General features: G+C 69.0%; 20 protein-coding genes. 6 read left to right on the forward strand and 14 right to left on the reverse strand.

The annotated features are described in order from the left end of the window. Nucleotides 1-20 precede the first annotated feature (20 nt). Nucleotides 21-962 carry a tRNA dihydrouridine synthase gene (locus H9L41_RS12055; protein ID WP_028447078.1) on the reverse strand — a complete coding sequence of 314 codons (942 nt, stop codon included), beginning with the start codon at nucleotides 960-962 and terminating at the stop codon, nucleotides 21-23. Nucleotides 963-1,698: 736 nt separating this feature from the next. Here H9L41_RS12055 and H9L41_RS12060 point away from each other — a divergent pair. Further along, entirely contained in the window at nucleotides 1,699-2,940 is a 1,242-nt protein-coding gene (locus tag H9L41_RS12060) for a methyl-accepting chemotaxis protein (protein ID WP_187523371.1), read from the forward strand. Between the two features lie 87 nt (nucleotides 2,941-3,027). Here the strand turns inward: H9L41_RS12060 and H9L41_RS12065 are convergent, their stop codons facing one another. Then, nucleotides 3,028-3,630, reverse strand: a complete 603-nt coding sequence (locus H9L41_RS12065; RefSeq protein ID WP_028447076.1) for a GNAT family N-acetyltransferase — start codon at nucleotides 3,628-3,630, stop codon at nucleotides 3,028-3,030. Nucleotides 3,631-3,755: 125 nt separating this feature from the next. Continuing rightward, the gene (gene msrA / locus H9L41_RS12070) at nucleotides 3,756-4,313 is read right to left on the reverse strand and encodes a peptide-methionine (S)-S-oxide reductase MsrA (RefSeq protein ID WP_034607448.1); all 558 of its coding nucleotides are present in this window, start codon (nucleotides 4,311-4,313) and stop codon (nucleotides 3,756-3,758) included. Between the two features lie 290 nt (nucleotides 4,314-4,603). Between msrA and H9L41_RS12075 the strand changes: the two genes are divergently transcribed. Continuing rightward, a complete protein-coding gene (locus H9L41_RS12075; protein ID WP_051319212.1) occupies nucleotides 4,604-5,425 on the forward strand; it encodes a putative outer membrane beta-barrel protein in 822 nt (273 codons plus the stop codon). A gap of 13 nt (nucleotides 5,426-5,438) precedes the next feature. Here the strand turns inward: H9L41_RS12075 and H9L41_RS12080 are convergent, their stop codons facing one another. From H9L41_RS12080 to H9L41_RS12105, 6 genes are all read right to left on the reverse strand, one after another. Further along, the gene (locus H9L41_RS12080; RefSeq protein ID WP_028447073.1) at nucleotides 5,439-6,290 is read right to left on the reverse strand and encodes a DMT family transporter; all 852 of its coding nucleotides are present in this window, start codon (nucleotides 6,288-6,290) and stop codon (nucleotides 5,439-5,441) included. Nucleotides 6,291-6,400: 110 nt separating this feature from the next. Further along, on the reverse strand, nucleotides 6,401-7,549 hold the full coding sequence (locus tag H9L41_RS12085) for a DSD1 family PLP-dependent enzyme (RefSeq protein ID WP_028447072.1): 1,149 nt from the start codon (nucleotides 7,547-7,549) through the stop codon (nucleotides 6,401-6,403). A 34-nt stretch (nucleotides 7,550-7,583) separates the two neighbouring features. Further along, nucleotides 7,584-7,925, reverse strand: a complete 342-nt coding sequence (locus tag H9L41_RS12090; protein ID WP_028447071.1) for an FKBP-type peptidyl-prolyl cis-trans isomerase — start codon at nucleotides 7,923-7,925, stop codon at nucleotides 7,584-7,586. A 118-nt stretch (nucleotides 7,926-8,043) separates the two neighbouring features. Further along, a complete protein-coding gene (locus tag H9L41_RS12095) occupies nucleotides 8,044-9,423 on the reverse strand; it encodes a TRAP transporter large permease (protein ID WP_169730211.1) in 1,380 nt (459 codons plus the stop codon). Continuing rightward, on the reverse strand, nucleotides 9,420-9,980 hold the full coding sequence (locus H9L41_RS12100) for a TRAP transporter small permease (protein WP_028447069.1): 561 nt from the start codon (nucleotides 9,978-9,980) through the stop codon (nucleotides 9,420-9,422). The genes H9L41_RS12095 and H9L41_RS12100 overlap by 4 nt, the downstream gene beginning before the upstream one ends. A 147-nt stretch (nucleotides 9,981-10,127) precedes the next feature. Further along, nucleotides 10,128-11,036, reverse strand: coding sequence for a TRAP transporter substrate-binding protein (locus tag H9L41_RS12105; protein ID WP_308419499.1), 909 nt, complete (start codon nucleotides 11,034-11,036; stop codon nucleotides 10,128-10,130). A 303-nt stretch (nucleotides 11,037-11,339) separates the two neighbouring features. On the opposite strand from H9L41_RS12105, the gene H9L41_RS12110 reads away from it, so the two are divergent. Both H9L41_RS12110 and H9L41_RS12115 read left to right on the forward strand, forming a co-directional pair. Then, a complete protein-coding gene (locus H9L41_RS12110; RefSeq protein WP_157462046.1) occupies nucleotides 11,340-13,235 on the forward strand; it encodes a sensor histidine kinase in 1,896 nt (631 codons plus the stop codon). Further along, a complete protein-coding gene (locus H9L41_RS12115; protein WP_028447066.1) occupies nucleotides 13,232-13,834 on the forward strand; it encodes a response regulator transcription factor in 603 nt (200 codons plus the stop codon). Before H9L41_RS12110 ends, H9L41_RS12115 begins: the two co-directional genes overlap by 4 nt. Nucleotides 13,835-14,030: 196 nt before the next feature. On the opposite strand, the gene H9L41_RS12120 is transcribed toward H9L41_RS12115, so the two are convergent. The 4 genes from H9L41_RS12120 to H9L41_RS12135 form a co-directional block, all read right to left on the reverse strand. Beyond that, complete coding sequence (locus tag H9L41_RS12120) at nucleotides 14,031-14,231, reverse strand: hypothetical protein (protein ID WP_187523373.1); 201 nt, start codon at nucleotides 14,229-14,231, stop codon at nucleotides 14,031-14,033. After that, a complete protein-coding gene (locus H9L41_RS12125) occupies nucleotides 14,228-15,229 on the reverse strand; it encodes an aminotransferase class V-fold PLP-dependent enzyme (RefSeq protein ID WP_187523374.1) in 1,002 nt (333 codons plus the stop codon). Before H9L41_RS12125 ends, H9L41_RS12120 begins: the two co-directional genes overlap by 4 nt. 152 nt (nucleotides 15,230-15,381) lie before the next feature. Then, a complete protein-coding gene (locus H9L41_RS12130; RefSeq protein WP_051319209.1) occupies nucleotides 15,382-16,539 on the reverse strand; it encodes an HD-GYP domain-containing protein in 1,158 nt (385 codons plus the stop codon). Between the two features lie 348 nt (nucleotides 16,540-16,887). Further along, a complete protein-coding gene (locus H9L41_RS12135; RefSeq protein WP_028447064.1) occupies nucleotides 16,888-17,730 on the reverse strand; it encodes a tryptophan 2,3-dioxygenase in 843 nt (280 codons plus the stop codon). 308 nt (nucleotides 17,731-18,038) lie between these two features. Between H9L41_RS12135 and H9L41_RS12140 the strand changes: the two genes are divergently transcribed. Together H9L41_RS12140 and H9L41_RS12145 are read left to right on the forward strand one after the other, a co-directional pair. After that, nucleotides 18,039-19,469: a catalase gene (locus tag H9L41_RS12140; protein WP_028447063.1), complete on the forward strand. Its 1,431-nt coding sequence runs from the start codon at nucleotides 18,039-18,041 to the stop codon at nucleotides 19,467-19,469. A gap of 406 nt (nucleotides 19,470-19,875) precedes the next feature. After that, nucleotides 19,876-20,622, forward strand: a complete 747-nt coding sequence (locus tag H9L41_RS12145; protein WP_028447062.1) for a substrate-binding periplasmic protein — start codon at nucleotides 19,876-19,878, stop codon at nucleotides 20,620-20,622. Here H9L41_RS12145 and H9L41_RS12150 read toward each other — a convergent pair whose 3' ends face one another. After that, nucleotides 20,623-21,654, reverse strand: a complete 1,032-nt coding sequence (locus H9L41_RS12150) for a LacI family DNA-binding transcriptional regulator (protein ID WP_028447061.1) — start codon at nucleotides 21,652-21,654, stop codon at nucleotides 20,623-20,625. Nucleotides 21,655-21,698: the final 44 nt, after the last annotated feature.

Below are 21,698 nucleotides of genomic sequence, written 5' to 3' on the forward strand. Positions count from 1 at the left end.
GCGGCGCCCCTTGTCGCGGATCAAGCCGGCTGTGCGCCGGGCATCAGGTCGAGCTGCCGCTGGCCGCGGATCTCGCGGAACAGCGCGCCGGCCTCGGGGTAGCTGAGCTTGAGATAGCCGAGCCACTGCTTGAGCCGGCCCGGCGCGTAGGTGACCGCGCCCTGGCCGTGCACGCTGGCATGGAAGTCATGCACATAGGGCAGCAATGCCGGCCAGTCGACCACGTCGGGCGGCAGCCCGGCCGCGGCGGCGCGGATCTGCCGCGCCAGGTCCGGCCGCGCCACCAGGCCGCGGCCCAGCATCACATCGTCGCAACCCGATTCGGCGCGGCAGCGGAAGTAATCGTCGACGCACCAGATCTCGCCGTTGGCCACCACCGGCGCCTGCACCACTTCCTTGATGCGGGCGATCCAGTGCCAGTGCGCCGGCGGCTTGTAGCCGTCGGCCTTGGTGCGCGCATGCACCACCAGCTCGGCCGCGCCGGCCGTGTCGAGCGCCCGCGCGCAGTCGAGCGCCAGATGGGTGTCGAGGTAGCCGATCCGCATCTTGGCAGTGACCGGGATCGCCGCCGGCACCGCGCGGCGCACCGCGGCGACGATGGCGTGCAACAGCTCGGGCTCGTCCAGCAGCACGGCGCCGCCGCGATGGCGGTTCACCGTCTTGGCCGGGCAGCCGAAGTTGAGATCGATGCCGGGCGCGCCGAGCTCGGCCGCGCGGGCGGCGTTGTCGGCCAGGCAGGCCGGGTCCGAGCCCAGCAGTTGCAGCTTCAGCGGCACGCCGGCCGGCGTACGCCAGCCATGCAGCGACTCGGGCGCCACGCGGCGGAAATAGCGCGCCGGCAACAGCGTGCTGGTGACGCGCACGAACTCGGTCACGCACCAGTCGACGCCGCCGAGCCGGGTCAGCGCGGTACGCAGCGGCGCGTCGACCAAGCCTTCCATCGGTGCCAGAGCGATTCGCAAGATGGGTTCCAAGCCTTTGAAAAGGCGCGGATTCTAACAGGCCGCCGGCAAAGTGGCTAAACGCTGAGGACCGCGCTCCGACCGACAAGACCGGGACGCTTCGGTGCCTGTGGAAATCAATCGGCCATCGTTGCGCGCTTCAGCGCGCCGGCCCTCGCCCCGCGGGGTTTGCGCCATTCAGACACACCGCCGCGCGAGCGGCCGCCGGACCGGCAATTTCCAGGACATGTCTTATGCTGAACTGGATACGGCGGCTTGCAATATATTCGTCATATCTAATAAGCGCAGCCGCCCGGGCCTGGCGGACGCGCCGCCTTCATACCCAGATTGGCCAATTCGGAGCGGCGGACATGAAGAACCTCAGTTTTGCCCTGCGCATCAGCGCGGGTTTCGCCTTGCTGCTGGTACTGATGGTCGCGGTGGCGATCACCGGTTCCTGGGGCGTGGAAAGTCAGTACAGCCAGGTCCGCGCCATGGTCGACGGCGACATTGCGCTCAACAACGCGGCCAACGAGCTGCGCTACCACATGGGCAATCTGCGCCGCTTCGAGAAGGATTCCTTCATCAACCTGGCCGACGCCGGCAAGGTGAAGGAATACCGCGACAAGTGGGAGGCCTCGCTGACCGGTGCCAAGGACAGCCTGAAGCAGGCCCAGGCGCTGGCCGACGCCGAGCTGCGCGGCAAGATCGACACGCTGGGCAGCGCGATGGAGCAATACGCGGGGGCTTCCGCAGCGTGGCCGGCAAGCTCGGCGGCGAGCTGGCCAGCACCGCCGACGCCAACAAGGCGATGGGCGACTACAAGGCGCACGTGCACGGCATGGAAAGCGCCCTCAACGACATCATCAAGGGTACCGGCGACAAGGCCAGCCATGTCGCCGACGTGCTGGCCGACACCCGGGCGCACACGGTACGCGCGCTGTGGCTGCAGGCTGGCGTGGCGATCCTGATCGGCATCGCGGTGGCGGTCGGCGTGGCGCAGTCGATCCGCCAGCCGCTCAATGCGGCGCAGCAGGCGGCGCAGCGCATCGCCTCGGGCAACGACCTGACGGTGAAGATGCCGGCCAACGGCGACAACGAGATCGGCCGCACGGTGAGCGCCTTCCGCCGCGTGCTGGACGGCCTGCGCACGCTGGTGATCGACACCCGCAGCGGCGCGCGCCAGGTGGCGAGCTCGGCCAGCGAGATGGACACCATCTCTGAGCAAGTCGCGCTGGCCTCGTCCAACCAGGCCCAGGCCTCGGCCGCGGTGGCCGCCGCGATCGAGCAGCTGACCACCAGCATCGCGGTGGTGTCGGACAGCGCCGACAGCGTGCGCAGCGACGCCGGCGACGCGGTGCGCCAGGCCGACGACGGCGAGCGGCTGGCCAGCCGCGCGGCCGGCGAGATCGGCCGCATCGCCGAGGCGCTCGAATCGGCGCGCAGCACCATGGAGGCGCTCAATGCGCGCTCGGACGAGATCGGCGGCATCGTGCGGGTGATCCAGGAGATCGCCGACCAGACCAACCTGCTGGCGCTCAACGCCGCGATCGAGGCCGCCCGCGCCGGCGAACTGGGCCGCGGCTTCGCGGTGGTGGCCGACGAGGTGCGCAAGCTGGCCGAGCGGACCTCGACCGCCACCGCCGACATCTCGGGCAAGATCGGCACGGTGCAGCGCGACACCACCGACGCCAACGCGCGCATGAAGGAAGCCAGCGGCCGCATCGACGCCGGCGTGGCCTGCGCGCGCGAGCTGGCCGAGACGATGGCGCACATCCGCAGCGGCTCGGCCGCCAGCATGCACACGCTGACCGAGATCGCCGACGCGATCCGCGAGCAGCGCATGGCAGCCAACAACATCGCCCAGAACGTGGAGAAGATCGCCCAGATGAGCGAGGAGAACCATGCCTCGGTCTCGTCGGCCAATATGCTGGCCAAGCGGCTCAGCGAGCTGTCGCTCGGGCTGAACCAGCAGATCGGGCAGTTCGTGGTGGATTGAAGCCGGGAAGCCGGCCATGTCAAAGGCCCGCTCAGGAAACCGACCGCGGTTTCCTGAGCGGGCCTTCGCATTTCCGGCGGAAGTACGTCAGCCCTTCGCCGGCCGCTCCAGCCTCCGGCCGAACCAGACGCATCCCGGCTGCCGGAACAACTCCTCGAAACCGAAACGCGCATACCACGCCAGCGCCCGCTCGTTGCGCGGGTCGACGCCCAGGTGCACGCCCGCCACGCCGGCCGCGCCGAGCTGATCGAGCGCAGCCTGCATCAGCCGCGCCCCGACGCCCTGCCCCTGCGTGCGCGGCAACAGGTCGACGTGCAGATGGGCCGGCCAGTCGGCCAGCCGGGGATCGAGCGCCCAGGTCGAATGCAGCCGCTTCACCAGCCAGCCGTCCGGATCGTGGCCGGCATGGCTGCGCGCGCGCAGCGGCGGTAGCCAATCGCGTTCCATGCGGGCGTAGAAATCGGTCGAATCGGGCGTGGCCAGCAGGTAGCCGCTGACGCCGGCCTCGTCCTCGGCCACCCAGGCGAAATCGGGCTGCAGTTCCAGATAGGGGCCGGCGTACAAATGGCCCAGCAGCTCCGGGTCGCGCCCCGGCTGGGCGGCATCCTGGCCGGCGTCGCCGGTGGCGAGGCAGATCCGGTACAACGCATCGCGGTCTGACGGCCGGGCAAGGCGGATCGTGGCGGGCATGGCGGGCTCCTCGGTCGGGATCGGCCGCGGATCAGGGCCGCGGCGGCCGCCGATCATAACCGTGCGCGCCGCCGTAGCGGCGGCCAGCCGGACTACCCCGCCGGCCAGACCACTTCATCGGCCGATCACTGCTTGAGCCGCTCGGCGTACTTGGCGATCACCTTGCGCACCTTGGGCGCCACCACCGCGGCGCAATAGGGCTGGTTCGGATTGGCCTCGAAATAGCCTTGGTGATAGTCCTCGGCCGGCCAGAAGGTCTCGGCCGGCACGATCTGGGTGACGATGGCTTCCGGGAAGACCTGCTCGGCCGTCAGCGCAGTCACCATCTGCCGTGCGCTCTGCTCCTGCACCGGGTTGTGGAAGAAGATCGCCGAGCGGTACTGCGTGCCGACGTCGTTGCCCTGCCGGTCGGGCGTGGTCGGGTCGTGGATGGCGAAGAACACCTCGAGCAGTTCGCCGAAGCTGATCACCGTCGGGTTGAAGCTGATCTGCACCACCTCGGCATGGCCGGTGTCGCCCTTGCAGATCTGCTTGTAGGTCGGCTCGTCGACCCGGCCGCCCATATAGCCCGACACGACCTGCTGGACGCCGGCGAGCCGGTCGAACACGGCTTCGAGGCACCAGAAGCAGCCGCCGGCCAGGGTGGCGATTTCGATGGGTTCGGTTTGCGGCGTAGCGGTCATGACGGTTGGCTCCTCGGATATGGGACTGGGTCGGGCAGGATGCCCTTATCTGTCGCGGTCGCGGCGACTTCGTTCTGTGCGCGGGGACTTTCGGTCGGGATAGCCGCGGCCGGAGCCGGCTTCATTCAATTCGCCATTCGCCGGCAAGCTCGCGCAAATGATCTGAAAACCGCCTTTAAGACACTGTATTTCCTACAAAATCGGGCAACGCTTACACAAGCGAAAATATACAGAACTTATCCATTTTGGCCCCAGTCATGTTTATGTCATATGCTTGGAGGAAAGCCAAAATGCACACCCTGCCCTACCTGTCACGCCGTCCGTTCCAGCTTGCCGTCGCCGCCGCAGTGCTGCTGCCGGCGGCCTGGGCCGAGCCCTCGCCGGCGCTCGACCGCTTCGGCGTCTCGATCGGCGCGTTCTACCCCAACAAGGCCGACACCACCTTCAGCCTCGAAGGCAACGGCCAGTCGCTGAGCACCGGCACGATCGACCTCGGCGAAAAGGAGACGGTGCCGCGCATCAAGTTCGACTTCCTGCTCGGCGACAGCCAGGGCCTGGCCTTCGACTACTACCGCTTCGACCGCTCGCGCACCTATAGCGACGGCGCCGCCTTCGTGCTCGACGACGTGCCCTACGACGTCGACGCGACGGTGACCGGCCGCTACCGCTTCGAGACCGCCAACGGCGCCTATCGCTGGTGGTTCGGCCAGCAGAACACGGTGTTCGGCGTCGGCGTCGGCGCGGCCTACTACAAGCTCAAGCTCGAAGCCCGCGGCGAGGCGACCTCCAACGGCGCCACCGTGACCGGCGAACGCTCCGAGACCGAGGACACGCTGGCGCCGATGGTCACGCTCGGCCTGCGCCATGCGATCGGCGAGAACGTGCGCGTCTATCTGGACGGCTCGGGCGTCTACAAGAACGGCGACAAGAAGCTGCACGGCCATATCTACACCGGCGCGGCCGGGGTGGAGTTCTTCCCGTTCAAGAACGTCGGCATCGGCGCCGAATACGGCGTGACCAAGATCAAGCTCAAGCGCGACAAGGACGACTACCGCGCGCGCTTCGACATGCATATGGAAGGCCCGTCGGCCTTCCTGCGCATGCGCTTCTGATCGCGGTCCGGGGCTAGGCGGCCGGCGCGTCCGCGGACGCGCCGCGGTTGCCCAGCCAGGCGCCGGCCAGGATCAGGCCCAGCGCCAGCGCGGCCTGCCAGCCGAAGCGGCCGCCGCCGAAGGCCGCCAGCAGCGCGGTCGACAGCGGCGGCGTCAGGTAGGCCAGCGTGCCGATCGCGCGGGTATCGCCGTGCTTGAGCGCGGCATCCCACAGGAAGAAGGCCGCGCCCATCGGCCCCAGGCCCAGCAAGGCCAGCCAGCCCCACTCCGCGCCGCCCAGCGCATAGGCCGGCTCCAGCGCGGCATGGGCCAGCAGCGACAACAGGCCCGAAGCCATGCAGAAGCCGCCCACCGCGCCGGTCGGGAACGGCGCCACCCGCCGGGTCAGCAGCGAATAGGTCGACCACATCACCGCCGCCGCCGCGGCCAGCAGATAGCCCAGCGCATGGCTGCCGTCGAGCGACAGCGCGCCCTTGCCCAGCACGATCAGCACGCAGCCGGCCAGGCCCAGCGCCCCGCCGAGCAGGTGATGGCCGCCGAGCCGCAGGCCGGGCAGGATCACCGGCGACAGCAGCACGATCAGCAGCGGCCACAGGTAGTTGATCAGGTTGGCCTCGAGCGCCGGCGCGAAGCGCAGCGCCAGGAACAGGCAGAAGTGATAGCCGAACAGGCCGTAGCAGCCGAGCAGCAGCGTGCGCGGCGGCACCCGCCAGTCGCGCCAGCGCGGCAGCCCGCACAGCCCGCCGATGCACAAGGCCAGGCCGACCAGCAGAAACGGCGGCACGGCGACCAGCCGGGTGGACAGCAGCGCGAGCGAGCTCCACAGCGCGATGGCGGCGAGGGCGTAGAGGGTGGCGGCGGGCATGCGGAAACCGGGTAGAGCGAGGAGCCGCCGAGTGTACGGGCTGCGTCGGCCGATGCGGAACTGCGGTTATCCCGGCAAGGACGGCGCGCCGCCGTCCCCGCGCCGCCGCTTCAGCGGCTCAGGCCGCGCGCCGCGATCGGCCAGATCGCCTCGACCCTGCCCGCGCGCACGGCGACCAGTTCGTCGTGCAGGTTCAACGTCGGGTCGCAATGGCCCGGCACCAGCAGCAGCATGCTGCCCAGCGCCGGCCGCGGCTGGCCGGCCTCGCGGCTGCGGACGATGCCGTGCTCGTCGTTGGCCGCGGCATAGACCAGGCTGCCGCTTTCCCGGCCGTCGTCCCACACCCGCGGCAGGCCGGAGTCGACCGCCAGCGATTTCAGCCCGGCGTCGAGCACGATGCGCTCGCCGTTGCCGCAGCTCATCACCGTGCTGGCCAGGAACAGGCTGTGCTCGAAGCGCAGCGCATCGCCGTATTCGCTGCTGCCGTAGTCGGCGTCCATGAATGGGTAGGAGCCGGGCTGCACCTCGGTGTAGACGCCGCTGGCCAGGTCGAATTCGACGCTGCCGGTGCCGCCGCCGGTGACCACCTCGCAGCGCACCCCGGCCCGCTGCAGTTCGGCCAGCACGGCAGCGGTCCGCTCGGCGGCCCGGGCCGCGGCGGCCGCGCGCTCGGCGTGGCCGCGCAGGTGCTGGATCGCGCCGTGATAGGCCTGCAGGCCCTTGAAGCGCAGTTGCGGATGCGCCGCCAGCGCCTCCAGCAGCCGCAGCACGGCCGGCGCGTCGGCCACGCCGCAGCGCTCCTGGCCGATGTCGACCTCGACCAGGACGTCCAGCCGGCTGCCGGCCTCGGCGGTGGTCGCCGCCAAGGCCGCGATCTGGCCGGCGTGGTCGACGCAGACGCTCATGCGCGCATGCAGCGCCATCCGTGCCAGCAGCGCCGCCTTGGCCGGGCCGGCGATCTCGTTGCTGACCAGGATGTCGGGCACGCCGGCCAGCACGAAGGGCAAGGCCTCGCTGACCTTCTGGCAGCAGATGCCGACCGCGCCCTGGCGCAGCTGGGCCTGCGCGATGGCCGGGCATTTGTGCGCCTTGGCGTGCGGCCGCAGCGCCACGCCGGCCGCATCGGCGCGGGCCTGCATGCGCGCCAGGTTGCGTTCGAAGGCGTCGAGCTCGACCAGCAGCGCCGGGGTGTCGATGGCCGACAGCGGATCGCCGGGCCGGGCCGGCGGCGGGAGGACGAGGGAAGGATCGAGGGACATGGCTGCTCGCCTGGATGGAAGGTAGTCGGTGTGCTCAGTCGTCGCGCGTCAGCACTTCGAGCAGCTCGATCTCGAACACCAGGTCCGAGTTCGGCTTGATATGGGCGCCGACCTGCCGCTCGCCGTAAGCGAGATGGGCCGGCACCCACAGCTTGCGCTTGCCGCCGACCTTCATGCCCATCAGGCCCTGGTCCCAGCCCTTGATGACGCGGCCGGTGCCGATCACGCACTGGAACGGCTTGCCGCGCGCGTGCGAGGAATCGAACTGGGTGCCGTCCTCGAGCCAGCCGGTGTAATGGGTGGTGATCAGGGCGCCCTTGACCGCTTCCCTGCCGTCGCCCGGCTCGATGTCGACGATCCTGAGTTCACTGCTCATCGGTCGCTCTCCTGTCCCATGGTCGGTTTGTGCGGGCTGCGTTTTCGCAGGAATCGGCCGGCCTGGCAACAGAAACGGAATGGCCGCCATGACGGCGGCCATTCCGGTACGGCTCGGCCTACATCATCCCCAGCGTCCGCGGCAGCCAGGTCGAGATCGCCGGCACGTAGGTGATCAGCGCCAGGAAACCCAGCATCGCCAGCAGCCACGGCCATACCGCCACCGTCAGCTCGGTGATGCCCATCCGGGTGATGCCCGACGCGACGTAGAGGTTCAGCCCCACCGGCGGGTGGCACATGCCGACCTCCATGTTCACCACGATCAGGATGCCGAAGTGTACCGGGTCGATGCCGAGCTGGATCGCCACCGGGAACAGGATGGGCGCGAAGATCAGCACGATGCTCGACGGCTCCATCACGTTGCCGGCCAGCAGCAGCAGCACGTTCACCGCCAGCAGGAAGGCGATCGGCCCCAGGCCCATGCTCAGCAGCCAGTCGGCCATCGCCTGCGGGATGTTCTCGTGCGTCATCAGGAAGGAGAACAGCACCGCGTTGGTGATGATATAGAGCAGCATCGCGCTCATCGCGGCCGAGCCGACCAGCACCTTGGGCACCTGCTTCAGCGGCATGTCGCGGTAGATGAACACCGCCACGATGAAGGCGTAGACCGCGCTCATCGCCGCCGCCTCGGTCGGGGTGAAGATGCCCGAGTAGATGCCGCCCATCACCACCACGATCAGCAGGATGCCCCACACCGCGCGGCGGAAGGCGCGCCAGCGCTGCGCCCAGCTTGCCTTGGGCAAGCGCGGGTAGCCGAACTTGCGGGCGCGCCACCAGGCGACGAAGCCGAGCACGAAGGCCAGCATCAGGCCCGGGATCACGCCGGCCATGAACAGCGCGCCGACCGAGGTGTTGGTCGCCACCGAGTACATCACCATCACGATCGACGGCGGGATCAGGATGCCCAGCGCGCCCGAGGTGGTGATCACGCCGGCGCCGAACTGCTTGGGGAAGCCCTGCTTGACCATCGCCGGCAGGATGATCGAGCCGATCGCCACCACGGTGGCCGGGCTCGAGCCCGACACTGCGGCGAACAGCGCGCAGGCCAACACGCCGGCCAGACCCAGCCCGCCGTGCCAATGGCCGACCATGGCGGTGGCGAAATCGATCATCCGCCGCGCCACGCCGCCGTGGGTCAGGAAGTTGCCGGCCAGGATGAAGAAGGGGATCGCCATGATCTCGAACTTCTCGATGCCGGTGAACAGCTTGAGCGCCACCGATTCGATCGGCACCTGGGTCATGGTGAACAGGAAGGTCAGCACCGTGAGGCCGAGCGCGATCGAGATCGGCATGCCGGTCAACATCAGGCCGAGCAGCAGGCAGAAGATCATCGCCTTGCCGCCGCCGACCACCGACGCCGCCACCAGCATCGCCAGGATGCCGAGCGGCCATTTGATCGAAACCGGCCTGGCCGGGCTTGCAACGAGATCAGCGCTCATACCGGGGTCCCTTCGATTTCTTCTTCGAGGCCTTCGACGTGGCCGTGGTCGTGATGCGGCAATTCGCCGGTGCGCAGGTAGTTCCAGCCGACCTGCAGGAAGCGGAAGCACATCAGGTAGGAGCCGGCCGGCACCGCCAGGTAGACGATCCACATCGGGATCTCGAGGTCGGCCGAGGTCTGGTCGGTGTGGGCGATCTCCCACACGAAGGTGGCGCCGAGCGTGCCGACGATGCCGGTGAACAAGGCGCCGGCGCCGAGCGCGATCAGCACGAACAGCTTGCGGTGCTTCTCCTCCAGCCGGTTGACCAGCACGTCGACGCCGACGTGGATGCCGGTGCGCACGCCGTAGGCGGCGCCGAACTTGGCCATCCAGACGAACAGGTAGATGCACAGCTCCTGCGCCCAGCTCAGGTTCTGCCGCAGCAGCCAGTCCTGCACGCCGGGGATGGCGTAGCCCGAGGCGTAGCGGTGCAGCACCGCCACGAAGATGACGAGGGTGGCCACTGCCATCAGCGTGGCGATGAACCACTCCTCGAGGTGATCGAAGAATTTCATGTTGTCTGTCTCCCTGGAAAGGCGCGCCGGCTCATCGCGGCGGCGGGCCGCGAAGGATGGCCGCGGCGGCCGGGTTCCCGGCCCGGCCGCCACGCGCCCACGCCCGGGCGGCCCGCCTTAGCGGCCGGCCGCCCGGGCGGGTCCTGCTCAGTTGGCCGGATTGAAGCCGGTTTCCTTGTAGATCGACTGGATCAGGTCGTTGCCGATCCGGTCGGCCATCTGCGCATGCACCGGCACCAGCGCCTTCTTCAGCGCCGCGCGCTCGGCCGGGCTCAGGGTGACGATCTGGGTCTTGCCCGATTTCTTCACGTTCTCGATGTCGCCCTCGTTCTCGCTCTTGGCGATCCGGTTGGCGAACTGAGTGGCCTCCTTCAGCGAGAACTCCAGCTGCTGGCGCAGATCGGGCGGCAGGCCGTCCCAGAAGCGCTTGTTGACGATCACGGCGTAGCCCAGGTAGCCGTGGTCCGACAGCGTCAGGTACTTCTGCACCTCGTGCATCTTCTGGGTGTAGAAGTTCGACGGCGGGTTCTCGGCGCCGTCCACCACGCCGGTCTGCAGGCCCTGGTAGACCTCGGAGAAGGCCATCTGCTGCGGCAGCGAGCCGAGCGCGCGCATCTGCGCGTCGAGCACCTTGGACGACTGGATGCGCATCTTCAGGCCGCGGAAATCGGCCGGCGTCTTCAAGGGCTTGTTGGCGCTGAACTGCTTGAAGCCGTTGTCCCAGTATGCGAGGCCGAGGATGCCCTTGCTGTCGAGCTTCTTGAGCAGCGCGGCGCCGATCGGGCCCTGGGTGACCTTATGCAGCTCGTCGTAGTTGTCGAAGATGAAGGGCAGGTCGAACACCTCGAACTCCTTCACCCCGAGCGGGCCGAACTTAGCCAGCGACGGCGCCAGCATCTGCACCGCGCCGAGCTGCAGCGCCTCCAGCTCTTCCTTGTCCTTGTAGAGCTGGCTGTTCGGATAGACCTCGATCTTGACCAGGCCCTTGGTGCGCTCCTCGGCCAGCTTCTTGAAGAACATCGCGGCCTTGCCCTTGGGCGTGTCGTTGGCCACCACGTGGCTGAACTTGATGACGATGGGGTCGGCAGGGGTGGGGCGGCGGCGAGGGCAGCGGTGGCGGACAGCGCGAGCGCCAGCGCGGCGCCAAGCAGGGAGCGGCGTTGCATGGGGGATGTCTCCTGGATGTTGTTGGGACCAGCGCGATCGATCTTGTCCGGCCGGCCGGGCCGCCGCAATTGTGGTCGGACCCGATGGCGGGCCGCCGGCGCCGGGTGCCACCGGTATAGACCGCGGCCGGACGGGACGCAGTTGTGGCTGACCACGATGCCGCGCTCGTGGCCCTCGACTAGGATGCAGTCCATGCATCCGCCTCCCCTCCCCGCCCTGTCGGCGCGCCAGCTGTGGCTGTGGCCGCGCGTCGCACTGGTCCTGTTCGCTGCCGCCGTGATCGGCCTGATGGCCTACCTGCGCCAGAGCGAGCGCGAAGAAGCGCGGCTGGTGCTGATCAGCGACGTGCTGTGGATCGAGCAGAACCTGCGCTTCCAGTTCGACCAGACCGAGGAGCGGCTGCGCGCGCTGCTCGACGCCGCCCGCAAGAACGAAGTCGACGAGGCCGGCTTCGCCGCGCGCGCCCGGCTGCTGGCCGAGACCAACCCGGCCATCGTCGGCGTCCGGCTCAGCGCCGGCGGCCGGCGCTGGCGCCACGGCGTCGACGCCGAGGCGGCCGCGCTCGACGGCGCGCTGCGCTTCGCCCGCGGCACCGGCCGGCCCGGCTACAGCGACGTGCTCGGCCCGGCCGGCTATACCGCGGTGGCGCTGGTGGACGGCGAGCGCGAGGCGGTGGCGCTGATCTCGCTGCCCAAGCTCTTGGCCCAGCAGGTGCCGTGGTGGTTCGCCACCAAGTACCGGCTGGCGGTGCTCGACGGCCAGGGCCGCGAGGTCGCCAGCAAGTCCGCCATCACCACCGAGCGCGAGGCGCTGAGCTACCAGCTCACTTTCGACCCGCCCGGCCACGGCCTGGCCCTGCAGGTGACCGCCTACCGCGCGCCGACCGGCACGGTGCAGAAGGCGCTGGTGGCCGCCGTGCTGGTGCTGGCCGTGCTGGTGCTGCTGAGCGGCTGGCGGCTGCAGCGGCAGATCCGTGGCCGGCTCAGCGCCGAGGCCGCGCTGCGCGAGGAACACGCCTTCCGCACCGCGATGGGCAATTCGCTGGCGATCGGCATGCGCGCGCGCGACCTGGCCGGCCGCATCATCTACGTCAACCCGGCCTTCTGCCGCATGGTCGGCTTCGAGGCCGACGAGCTGATCGGCACGCTGCCGCCCTACCCCTACTGGAACCCGGCCGACCTCGACAGCCACCAGGCCCAGAACGAGGCGGTGCTGGCCGGCCGCGCGCCGCAGGACGGCTTCGAATCGACCATCCGCCACCGCGACGGCCGGCTGGTCGCCACCCGCGTCTACGCCACCCCGCTGATCGACGCCGGTGGCCGCCAGCGTGGCTGGCTCAGCTCGGTGGTCGACATCACTGCGCAGAAAGCGGCCGAGGCGCGCGAACGCGAGCAGGAAGAGAAACTGCGCCAGACCGGCCGGCTGATCGCCATGGGCGAGATGGCCTCGACGCTGGCGCACGAGCTGAACCAGCCGCTGATGGCGATGAGCACCTACGCCAGCGCCGCCCGCAAGCTGGCCGGCCAGGACGAGCGCGAGCTGCTCGATTCGACCCTGGTCAAGATCGGCGGCCAGGCCCAGCGCGCCGCCGAGGTGGTGCGCCGGATCCGCGAGTTCGTGCGCAAGCGCGCGCCGCACCGCGAGCCGGGCACGCTCGACGCCATCGTGGCCGACGCGCTGGAGCTGATCGAACCCGACGCGCGCGCGCGCAGCGTGCGGCTGACGGTGGAGCTGGCGGCCGGCGAGGCCGAAATCGAGGCCGACCGGGTGCTGATCGGCCAGGTGGTGATCAACCTCCTGCGCAACGCCATCGACGCCTGCGCGCCGCTCGACGCCGAACGGCGCGAGGTGCGGCTGGCCAGCCGGGCCGACGCCGAGGCGGTGCACCTGACGGTCTGCGACCGCGGCCCCGGCATCGCGCCGGAGATCGCCGAGCAGCTGTTCGAAGCCTTCTTCACCACCAAGCCGCTGGGCATGGGCATCGGCCTGTCGATCTGCCGTTCCATCGTCGAGCAGCACCATGGCAAACTCTGGTTCGAACCGGCGCCCGCCGGGGGTGCCTGCTTCCACGTGAGCCTGCCGCGATGAATGCAACCAAGCCGGTCTACCTGGTCGACGACGACGCCGCCGTGCGCGATGCGCTCGGCCTCCTGCTGCTGTCGCACGGCTACACGGTGCGCGCCTTCGACAGCGGCGAGGCCTTCCTGGCCGCCATCGACGCGCGCAGCGAGGGCGTGGCGGTGCTGGACGTGCGGATGACCGGGCTCAGCGGGCTCGACGTGTTCGACCGGCTGCGCGCCGACGACAGCGAGCTGATCGTGCTGTTCCTGTCGGGCCACGGCGATATCCCGATGGCGGTGCAGGCGGTCAAGCAGGGTGCCTTCGACTTCCTCGAGAAGCCCTGCGGCGACCAGCAGCTGCTGGACAAGATCGACGACGCGCTGGCGATCGCGCAGGCGCGCAGCCAGTCGCGCGGCGGCCAGCAGGCGGTGCAGTCGCGGCTGGCCACGCTGTCGCCGCGCGAGCGCGAGGTGATGCAGCTAGTGCTGGCCGGCAAGCTCAACAAGCAGGTCGCCGACGAGCTCAACATCGCCATCCGCACGGTCGAGGTGCACCGCGCCAACGTGTTCGCCAAGATGGGCGTGCGCTCGGCGCTGGATCTGGCGCAGTTGCTGGCGGGGCGCTAGCTCGGGCACGAATTCGCACTGGCCGTCGAAGCCCCTCTCCCTCGGTGAGAGGAGTCGGGGTGAGGGAGCGCCGGTTCAGCCGCCCGCTGACGGCACCAGGCCACGCATCCACGGTCAGCGATCACTCGACCGGCGTCCTTCACCCGGCCCTCCCCGGAGGGAGAGGGTTCAAGCCTCGCTCATCCGGCCATTCACTTCACGCCAGCCGCGCCACCGCCTCCGCCGCCCGCACCATCTGCTCGTCGGTATTGAGCAGATCCGGGCACAGCCGCAGCCCCGCCGCACGCGCGTCGCCGTTCACGCCGGCCGCCTTGAGCCGCGCCGCCAGCCCCATCGGATCGTCGTGCGGCACGGTCAGGAAGGCGCCGTAGTCCTCGCCCTCGCCGAAGCTGCTCACCCGCGCGCGCGCAGCGCCTCGGCCAGCGTGCGCTTCTGCTGCAGCGACCAGGCGCGCAGCCGCTCGACGCCGGCCGCGGCCACGAAGGCCAGGCCGGCTCGCGCCTGGTAGAAGCCGAGCGGGTTCATGGTCGACTCGAGCCAGCCGTCGCCGCCGGCGGCGAATTCGGGCGGCGTCGGCCGGCGGTAGGCGAACGGATCCTTCTTGGCGAACCAGCCGGTGTCGAGCGTGGTCAGCCCCTCGGCCAGCACCTCGGGCGAGACGTAGAGCCAGCACACGCCCGGGCCGCCGCGCAGGTACTTGTAGCTGCCGGCGATGGCGAAATCGACGCCGAGCGCGGCCAGGTCGAGCGGCAGCACGCCGTAGCCGTGGTAGACGTCGAGCAGCACCCGCGCCCCGGCGGCGTGCGCCGCCTCCACCAGCCGCGGCAATCCGGCCAGCACCTGGCCCGAGGCGAAGAACACCTGCGACACCACCACCAGCTCGATGCCGTCGAGCCGCTCGATCAGGTCGTCGACGTGGAAGCGGCCGTCCTCGCGCGGCGCGGTCCATTCGACCACGGCGCGGCCGCGGTCGGCGTACTGCTTGAGGATATGGTCGAGCGAATCGAATTCGCCGAGCGTGGTCAGCACCCGCGGCGCGGTGACGAAGCTGTTGAGCACCGCGCGCAGGCCCTGGCCGGCGCTGGTCTTGGGCACGATGCAGTCGGCCCGCGGCGCGCCGGTCAGCCGCGCGGTGGCGGCGCGCCAGGCCTGCATCTCGTCCCACCACGGGTTCCAGGCGTCGTCCATGCGGGAGAACCAGGCGCCGGCGCCTTCGGCCAGGTCGTCGGCAGTCGCGTCGAGCGGGCGGCCGAGCGAATGGTTGGCGAGGTAGATCTCTTCGCCGTCGCGCGCCAGCACGCGCGAGAACAACGGGAAGACGTGGCGGGCAAGGCCGGCGGCGTCGAACGGGGATGGGCCGAGCGGCGCGAAGGCGGCCTGGATGGCACGGGTCATTGAGGGGCTCCGGTCGAGGATCAAGACCGCGGCGCGTCCCGGCGGTAACCGGGGCACGCCGCAAAGCGCCCATGCTATACGGACTGCGCGGCGCCGGGCAGCCGGACCGGGCCGGGTGGGAACGGCAGGCGACAGTGGCGGGCGGCGCCCGGCTACATCGAGAAGTCCATCTCGCGTTCGCGCCACTGGTGATGCTCGAGGCTGAAATCGCTGGCCTCGCGGCCCCAGATCGACTCCATCTCGATCGGCACGCCGACGTCGGCGGTGCTCAGCGCGTCGACGATGCGGTACTGCGGCTCGCGCGTGTCGTACACCGTGGCGACCGCCAGCGGCATGCCCTCGACGCCGAGCAGGCCGTGCACGCGCGGCGTGTCGACGCGGTCGGTATGGCCGCTGACCACCCCGACCACGCCGTTCTTCAACTGCACCAGCGTACCGATCGGGTAGACCCCGAGCGCCTTGATGAAATAAGCCGCCAGCATCGCGTCGAAATGGTGGCCACGCTCGATCAGCACGTCGCGCAGCACGATCTTGGTACTGTCGGCGCGCCGGTAGCCGCGCTCGCTGACGCGCGCGCAAAAGAGATCGGCCAGGCCCAGCAACTGCGCCGCCGGCGAGATGCGCGGCCCGCGCAGGTGCTGCGGGTAGCCGCTGCCGTCGATCGCCTCGTGGTGCTCGGCCACCGCGCGCAGCCAGATCTCGTCGTTGACGCCGAGCTTGACCAGCCGGTCCATGCCTTCGAGCGGATGGGCGTGCACGCGCGCCTGCTGCGACAGCGTCAGCGGCTCGGCCTGGCGGGCCAGCGTGTCGTGCAGCTCGATCATGCCGATGTTCATGGTCAGCGCGGCGGCCAGCACCGAACCGTGGTTGGGCGCGTTGTTGCCCATCGCGTGCAGCACGTTGACCGCCACGCAGGCGGCGTTGACGGCGTGGCGGATCGAATAGCGGCCGCCGCGGCGCAGCACCACGGTGGCCATCACCACGCCGGGATCGCGCGCGTAGGCAGCCTGGATCAGCGCGACGATCTCGGCCACCGCGGCCTTGAAGTCGGGGGCGAGCTCGGGCTGGCGCAGCAGCACCGCGAGCTGGTAACAGGCATGGAGGATGTTCTGGAGCGCGGAATCGGGCGGCTGGTGCCAGCTCAGCGTCGATTCGATGTAGATGCCCTTGTCGAGCAGGCGATCGAGCTGGGCCTCGGTCTGGATGCTGGCGCCTTCGGCCAGCAGCAGGATGCCCTTGTCGTTGTAGACGTTCCACGGCAGCGGCTGCCCCACCACCACGTCGCCCAGGCTGATGCGTCGACGGTTCATACGACCTCTCCTCGAGACATGACGCCCGGCCGCGCTCCCGAACGGAGCCGGCCTCTTTCCCGCGCCGAATGCCGGAGATGTCGGGTCGGCGGCCTCGAACCGCTTCCCATTCCGGACGTGATTATTGTCGTTGCATCTTAGGCGCCTTTCCGGGCCGCTACATTACCGAAAGATAATATTTCTTACGGACGGCACGCTCGGAAGAAGACCACTTGCATGCGCAAGGAGATCGCCGGACTCGAGGTGCCCTGCATCACCTGGCATAGCCTGAGCATGAACGACGAGCGCCCGGCTGAACCGGGCGCCCGTACCGTCGGCGGATCCATCGAGGGTCCGCCCGCGACGCAGCTACAGGATGGAGCGCACCTGGAACAGCTCGGGGAAGAAGGTCAGCTCGAGCGCCCGCTTGAGGAAGGCCACGCCGCTCGATCCGCCGGTGCCCTGCTTGAAGCCGATGATCCGCTCGACCGTCTTCATGTGGCGGAAGCGCCAGAGCTGGAAGGCCTCCTCGACGTCGACCAGCTTCTCGGCCATCTCGTAGGCGTCCCAATGCGCGCGCGGCGCCTGGTAGATGGTCTTCAGCACCGCCACCACGCCTTCGCTCGCCACGTAGGGCTGGCTGAAGTCGCGCTCGAGCCGGTCGGCCGGGATGGCGAAGCCGCGCCGCGCCAGATGGGCCAGGAATTCGTCCCACAGGCTCGGCGCCTCGAGGTCGGCGCGGATGCGCGCATACAGCGCCGGGTCGTAGCGGAACACCTCGGCCTGGCCCTTGTGCTTGTTGCCGAGCAGGAATTCGAGTGTGCGGTACTGGTGCGACTGGAAGCCCGAGGACTGGCCCAGCACCGGCCGGAATTCGGCGTATTCGGACGGCGTCATGGTCTCCAGCACCGCCCACATATTGAACAGCTGCTGCTGGATCAGCTTTACCCGCGCCAGGATCTTGAAGCACGGCTCGAGCTCGTCGCGGCGGACGAAGCCGATGGCGGCGCGCAGCTCGTGGATCAGCTGCTTGAGCCACAGCTCGGACACCTGGTGCTGGATGATGAACAGCGTCTCGTCGTGCTGCGGCGGATCGGACAGCGGCTGCTGGGTGGCCAGCAGGCGGTCGAGCTGCAGATAGCCGCCGTAGCTGAGCCGGTCGGAAAAGTCGGTCTGGATGCCGGCTTCGAGGTCGCGCTGATTTGCTTGCATGGGTGTCTCCGGTAGCGAGGGCGCGATGATGCGCCCGCCCGGATGGCGACTCAAGCTGCGCTGCGGCACGGCGTGCGAGATGCGAGGTGCGGCGGACCGGTTTGCCATCATAGGCCTTGGCTATTTATTTATTGAATACATTCAATTTCAATAATTCATAGCCATTACCAATAATGATCTCAGTTCCGATCGCCCCCCGAGGAGAGAAACCATGACCGCTCACACGCTTTCCGGCCTGCTATACGAACTCTTGGCCGACTACGGCCGCAGCCGCTGATCCCCGTCCCGACCGCTCCAGGAGACCGCACATGATCCGCCTGACCACCTCCAACGGCGCTCCCGTCGCCGACAACCAGAATTCGCTGACCGCCGGCGCCCATGGCCCGGTGCTGCTGCAGGACTTCCACCTGATCGAAAAGCTGGCCCAGTTCAACCGCGAGCGCATCCCCGAGCGCGTGGTGCATGCCAAGGGCTCGGGCGCCTACGGCACCTTCACCGTCAACGCCGACATCACCCGCTATACCCGCGCCAAACTGTTCGACACGATCGGCAAGCAGACGCCGGTATTCCTGCGCTTCTCCACCGTCGGCGGCGAGAAGGGCTCGGCCGACACCGAGCGCGATCCGCGCGGCTTCGCGGTCAAGTTCTACACCGAGGAAGGCAACTGGGACCTGGCCGGCAACAACACTCCGGTGTTCTTCATCCGCGACCCGAGCAAGTTTCCCGATTTCGTCCACACCCAGAAGCGCGATCCGCAGACCAACCTGAAGAGCCCGACCGCGATGTGGGACTTCTGGTCGCTCAACCCGGCCTCGCTGCACATGGTCACCATCCTGTTCTCGGACCGCGGCACGCCGGACGGTTACCGCTTCATGCACGGCTTCGGCAGCCATACCTTCAGCATGATCAACGCCGCCGGCGAGCGCTTCTGGGTCAAGTGGCACTTCAAGTCCAAGCAGGGCATCCGCAACCTGACGCCGGCGCGGGCGACCGAGCTGGCCGGCAGCGATCCGGACTATGCCCAGCGCGATCTGTTCCAGGCGATCGAGCGCGGCGAATTCCCGCAGTGGCGCGTCTGCATCCAGGTGATGCCGGAGGCCGAAGCCGCCCGCTACTACGTCGATCCGTTCGACCTGACCAAGGTGTGGAACCACCGCGACTATCCGCTGATCGAGGTCGGCACGCTGGAACTGAACCGCAACCCGGTCAACTACTTCGGCGAGGTCGAGCAGGCCGCCTTCTCGCCGTCCAACGTGGTGCCGGGCCTGGGCTTCTCGCCCGACAAGGTGCTGCAAGGCCGGCTGTTCGCCTACCCGGATGCCCACCGCTACCGCGTCGGCACCAATTTCGCCCAGTTGCCGGTCAATGCGCCGAAGTGCCCGTTCCACACCTATCACCGCGACGGCGCGATGGCGCTCGGCGACAACGGCGGCAGCGGCCCGAACTACGAGCCGAACAGCTTCGGCACGCCGGCGGCCGACCCCACGGTGGCCGAACCGCCGCTGCGGCTCGACGGCGCAGCCGGCCGCTACGACCATCGCCAGGGCAACGACGACTACACCCAGGCCGGCGACCTGTTCCGGCTGATGAGCGGCGAGCAGCGGCAACTGCTGATCGACAATATCGTCGGCGCCATGCGGGGCGTGCCGGTCGAGATCCAGCGCCGCCAGATCGAGCACTTCCGCCGCGCCGATCCGGCCTATGGTGCGGGCGTCGCGCAGGGCCTGAAGCTCGATTGAGTCTGTGATCGAAGGTAGTGAACGGAAGGGCCGCCATGCGAATGACGGCCCTTCCCGCTTCGGCACCTGGAAAAAAAGAAGGCATGCCCGTAAGGACATGCCGTCGAAAAACTCCCGGAGAGGAGCGAAGACAAACGAGATGAGCATGGCGAGGGGCCGTCCGGCCCGCCTGCTGCGACCGGGATCGGCTCCATCCGACAGGAGCGATCGTCGATCGGCGTTCCGGCCTTTCCCTTGCGATGCAGAGTTAACGATAACATAATTCGAGCAGCAGTCCAGCCCCTCGACGTAACGGCCGGCCCAATGCTGCAAGAGTGCGTCGCAATACGGAACATCGGCCGCATCGGCAGCCGTCCGATCGGTCATCCACCAGGAAGGGATGGGAGACATGCACCGGAGTGCCGCGATGAAGATCCTGATCTGGGCCTGTACGCTGGCCCTGCTGCTGCCGGCCCAGGCCGCCAAGCTGACGCTGTGCGGAGTCGAATGGGGGCCGTTCAGCGTGCCCGAGGGCGACCAGCTGGTGCGCGGCATCTCGGTCGAGATCCAGCGCGAGGCGTTCCGGCGCCTCGGCATCATCGATCTCGAGTTCCGCAAGGCGCCCTGGCTGCGCTGCAAGACCGGCGTGCAGCATGGCAGCTACGACGCGGTGCTCGACGCCATTCCGGACCGCGACATGGTGGCCGGCGCGGTGCCGAGCGCCTATTTCCCGGTGGCGGTCTATGTGCGGCAGGACTGCCCGCACGACACCTTCTCGTGGAACGCGATGCGCGGCAAGACCGTCGGCGTGGTGCACGGCTACCACTATCCGGGCAACATCGACCGCTTCGACGGCTGGAGCCGCGACGAATCGGTCGATGACGAGCAAGCGATGGTGAAGCTCAAGGCCGGCCGCTACCACCACCTGCTGAGCGACATCTTCACCGCCCCGGCCATGTCGGAAAAAGTCGGCGTGCCGATCAAGATGCTCAAGCCGATGCTCGGCGCGCACGGCCTGTTCCTGGTGTTCGGCAAGCGCAATCAGGCGCTGGCCGATCGCCACGCGGCCGTGCTGGCCGACATGATCGAGGACGGCAGCATGGACCGGATCTACCGGCGTTACCTGCCCTACGGCTACACCGACCTGCAACGCCAGCTGGCAGGCCTGCGCTGATTACCGCGCGGCAGCGAGCGCCGGACCGGTCGAATCGCGCAGCACCAGCTCGCTGGGCAGCTCGATCGTCTGGGCTTCCTGGTCCGGATGCTCGATGCGCTGGATCAGCAGCCGCACCGCCTGCTCGCTGATGTCGGCGAACGGCTGGCGCACGGTGCTCAGCCGAGGGAAGACATAGCTCGCCTGCTGCACGTCGTCGAAGCCCAGCACCGAGATGTCCTCGGGCACCCGGAGCCCGCTGGCCTTGATCGCATCCATCGCGCCGAAGGCCATGAAATCGTTGGCGGCGAAGATCGCTGTCGGCGGCTGCGGCTGGGCCAAGAGGCGCCGGGCGGCCTCGTAGCCGGTGCACTGCTGGAAATCGCCGTCGACCACCTGCGCCGACGCGGCGAGGCCGGCCTCGGCCAGCACGTCGCGATAGCCCTGCTCGCGCGCCTGGCTCTGGCCGGTGAAGGGCGTGCCGGCCAGGAAGGCGATGCGGCGGTGGCCGAGTTCGAGCAGATGGGCGGTGGCGGCCCGGGCGCCCTGGTAGTTGTCGGCCCGCACCACCGGCAGCGCGGTCTCGCTGCGGCAGTAGCCGACCAACACCACCGGCACCTGCTCGGGACTCTGTTCGAAGAAGGCCAGCTGGCTGTCCGGCGAGCCCGGCAGCACCAGCAGCAGGCCATCGCACACGCCGCGCAGCAGCCGGCCGACGTCGGGCCGCGACGGCATGTCGGGCAGCGAGGCCGCGTTGTAGATCAAGAGGTCGCGCCCGCTGCGCTTCACCACGTTGCTGACCTTGCCGATGATGTCGGCGATCAGCGGCGACTCGAGGCTGCTCACCATCAGGCCCAGCACGTTGGTGCGGCTGCCCTTGAGCACCTTGGCCGACAGATTGGGTGCGTAACCGAGCTCGGCGGCCACCGCCAGCACCTTCTCGCGCGTCTTCTCGGCCACGTAGCCGCGGCCGCTCAGCGCGCGCGAAACGGTCATCACCGACACGCCGGCCTTCTTGGCCACATCGATCACCGTGACGGGAACCTCGGACATGCGCACTCCCTGCTTTATAAATTAATTGGTCTGTCATGCGGCGC

Source organism: Chitinimonas koreensis (assembly GCF_014353015.1).
In the GTDB taxonomy this organism is placed as follows: Bacteria; Pseudomonadota; Gammaproteobacteria; order Burkholderiales; family Chitinimonadaceae; genus Chitinimonas; species Chitinimonas koreensis.

Coding starts and splice junctions, on each gene's coding strand:
- H9L41_RS12085 (WP_028447072.1), bottom strand. CDS start 7,549: ATGTCCCTCGATCCTTCCCTCGTCCTCCCGCCGCCGGCCCGGCCCGGC.
- H9L41_RS12135 (WP_028447064.1), bottom strand. CDS start 17,730: ATGCAAGCAAATCAGCGCGACCTCGAAGCCGGCATCCAGACCGACTTT.
- H9L41_RS12080 (WP_028447073.1), bottom strand. CDS start 6,290: ATGCCCGCCGCCACCCTCTACGCCCTCGCCGCCATCGCGCTGTGGAGC.
- H9L41_RS12110 (WP_157462046.1), top strand. CDS start 11,340: ATGCATCCGCCTCCCCTCCCCGCCCTGTCGGCGCGCCAGCTGTGGCTG.
- H9L41_RS12125 (WP_187523374.1), bottom strand. CDS start 15,229: ATGACCCGTGCCATCCAGGCCGCCTTCGCGCCGCTCGGCCCATCCCCG.
- H9L41_RS12065 (WP_028447076.1), bottom strand. CDS start 3,630: ATGCCCGCCACGATCCGCCTTGCCCGGCCGTCAGACCGCGATGCGTTG.
- H9L41_RS12140 (WP_028447063.1), top strand. CDS start 18,039: ATGATCCGCCTGACCACCTCCAACGGCGCTCCCGTCGCCGACAACCAG.
- H9L41_RS12145 (WP_028447062.1), top strand. CDS start 19,876: ATGAAGATCCTGATCTGGGCCTGTACGCTGGCCCTGCTGCTGCCGGCC.
- H9L41_RS12100 (WP_028447069.1), bottom strand. CDS start 9,980: ATGAAATTCTTCGATCACCTCGAGGAGTGGTTCATCGCCACGCTGATG.
- H9L41_RS12075 (WP_051319212.1), top strand. CDS start 4,604: ATGCACACCCTGCCCTACCTGTCACGCCGTCCGTTCCAGCTTGCCGTC.
- H9L41_RS12150 (WP_028447061.1), bottom strand. CDS start 21,654: ATGTCCGAGGTTCCCGTCACGGTGATCGATGTGGCCAAGAAGGCCGGC.
- H9L41_RS12090 (WP_028447071.1), bottom strand. CDS start 7,925: ATGAGCAGTGAACTCAGGATCGTCGACATCGAGCCGGGCGACGGCAGG.
- msrA (WP_034607448.1), bottom strand. CDS start 4,313: ATGACCGCTACGCCGCAAACCGAACCCATCGAAATCGCCACCCTGGCC.
- H9L41_RS12130 (WP_051319209.1), bottom strand. CDS start 16,539: ATGAACCGTCGACGCATCAGCCTGGGCGACGTGGTGGTGGGGCAGCCG.
- H9L41_RS12115 (WP_028447066.1), top strand. CDS start 13,232: ATGAATGCAACCAAGCCGGTCTACCTGGTCGACGACGACGCCGCCGTG.
- H9L41_RS12095 (WP_169730211.1), bottom strand. CDS start 9,423: ATGAGCGCTGATCTCGTTGCAAGCCCGGCCAGGCCGGTTTCGATCAAA.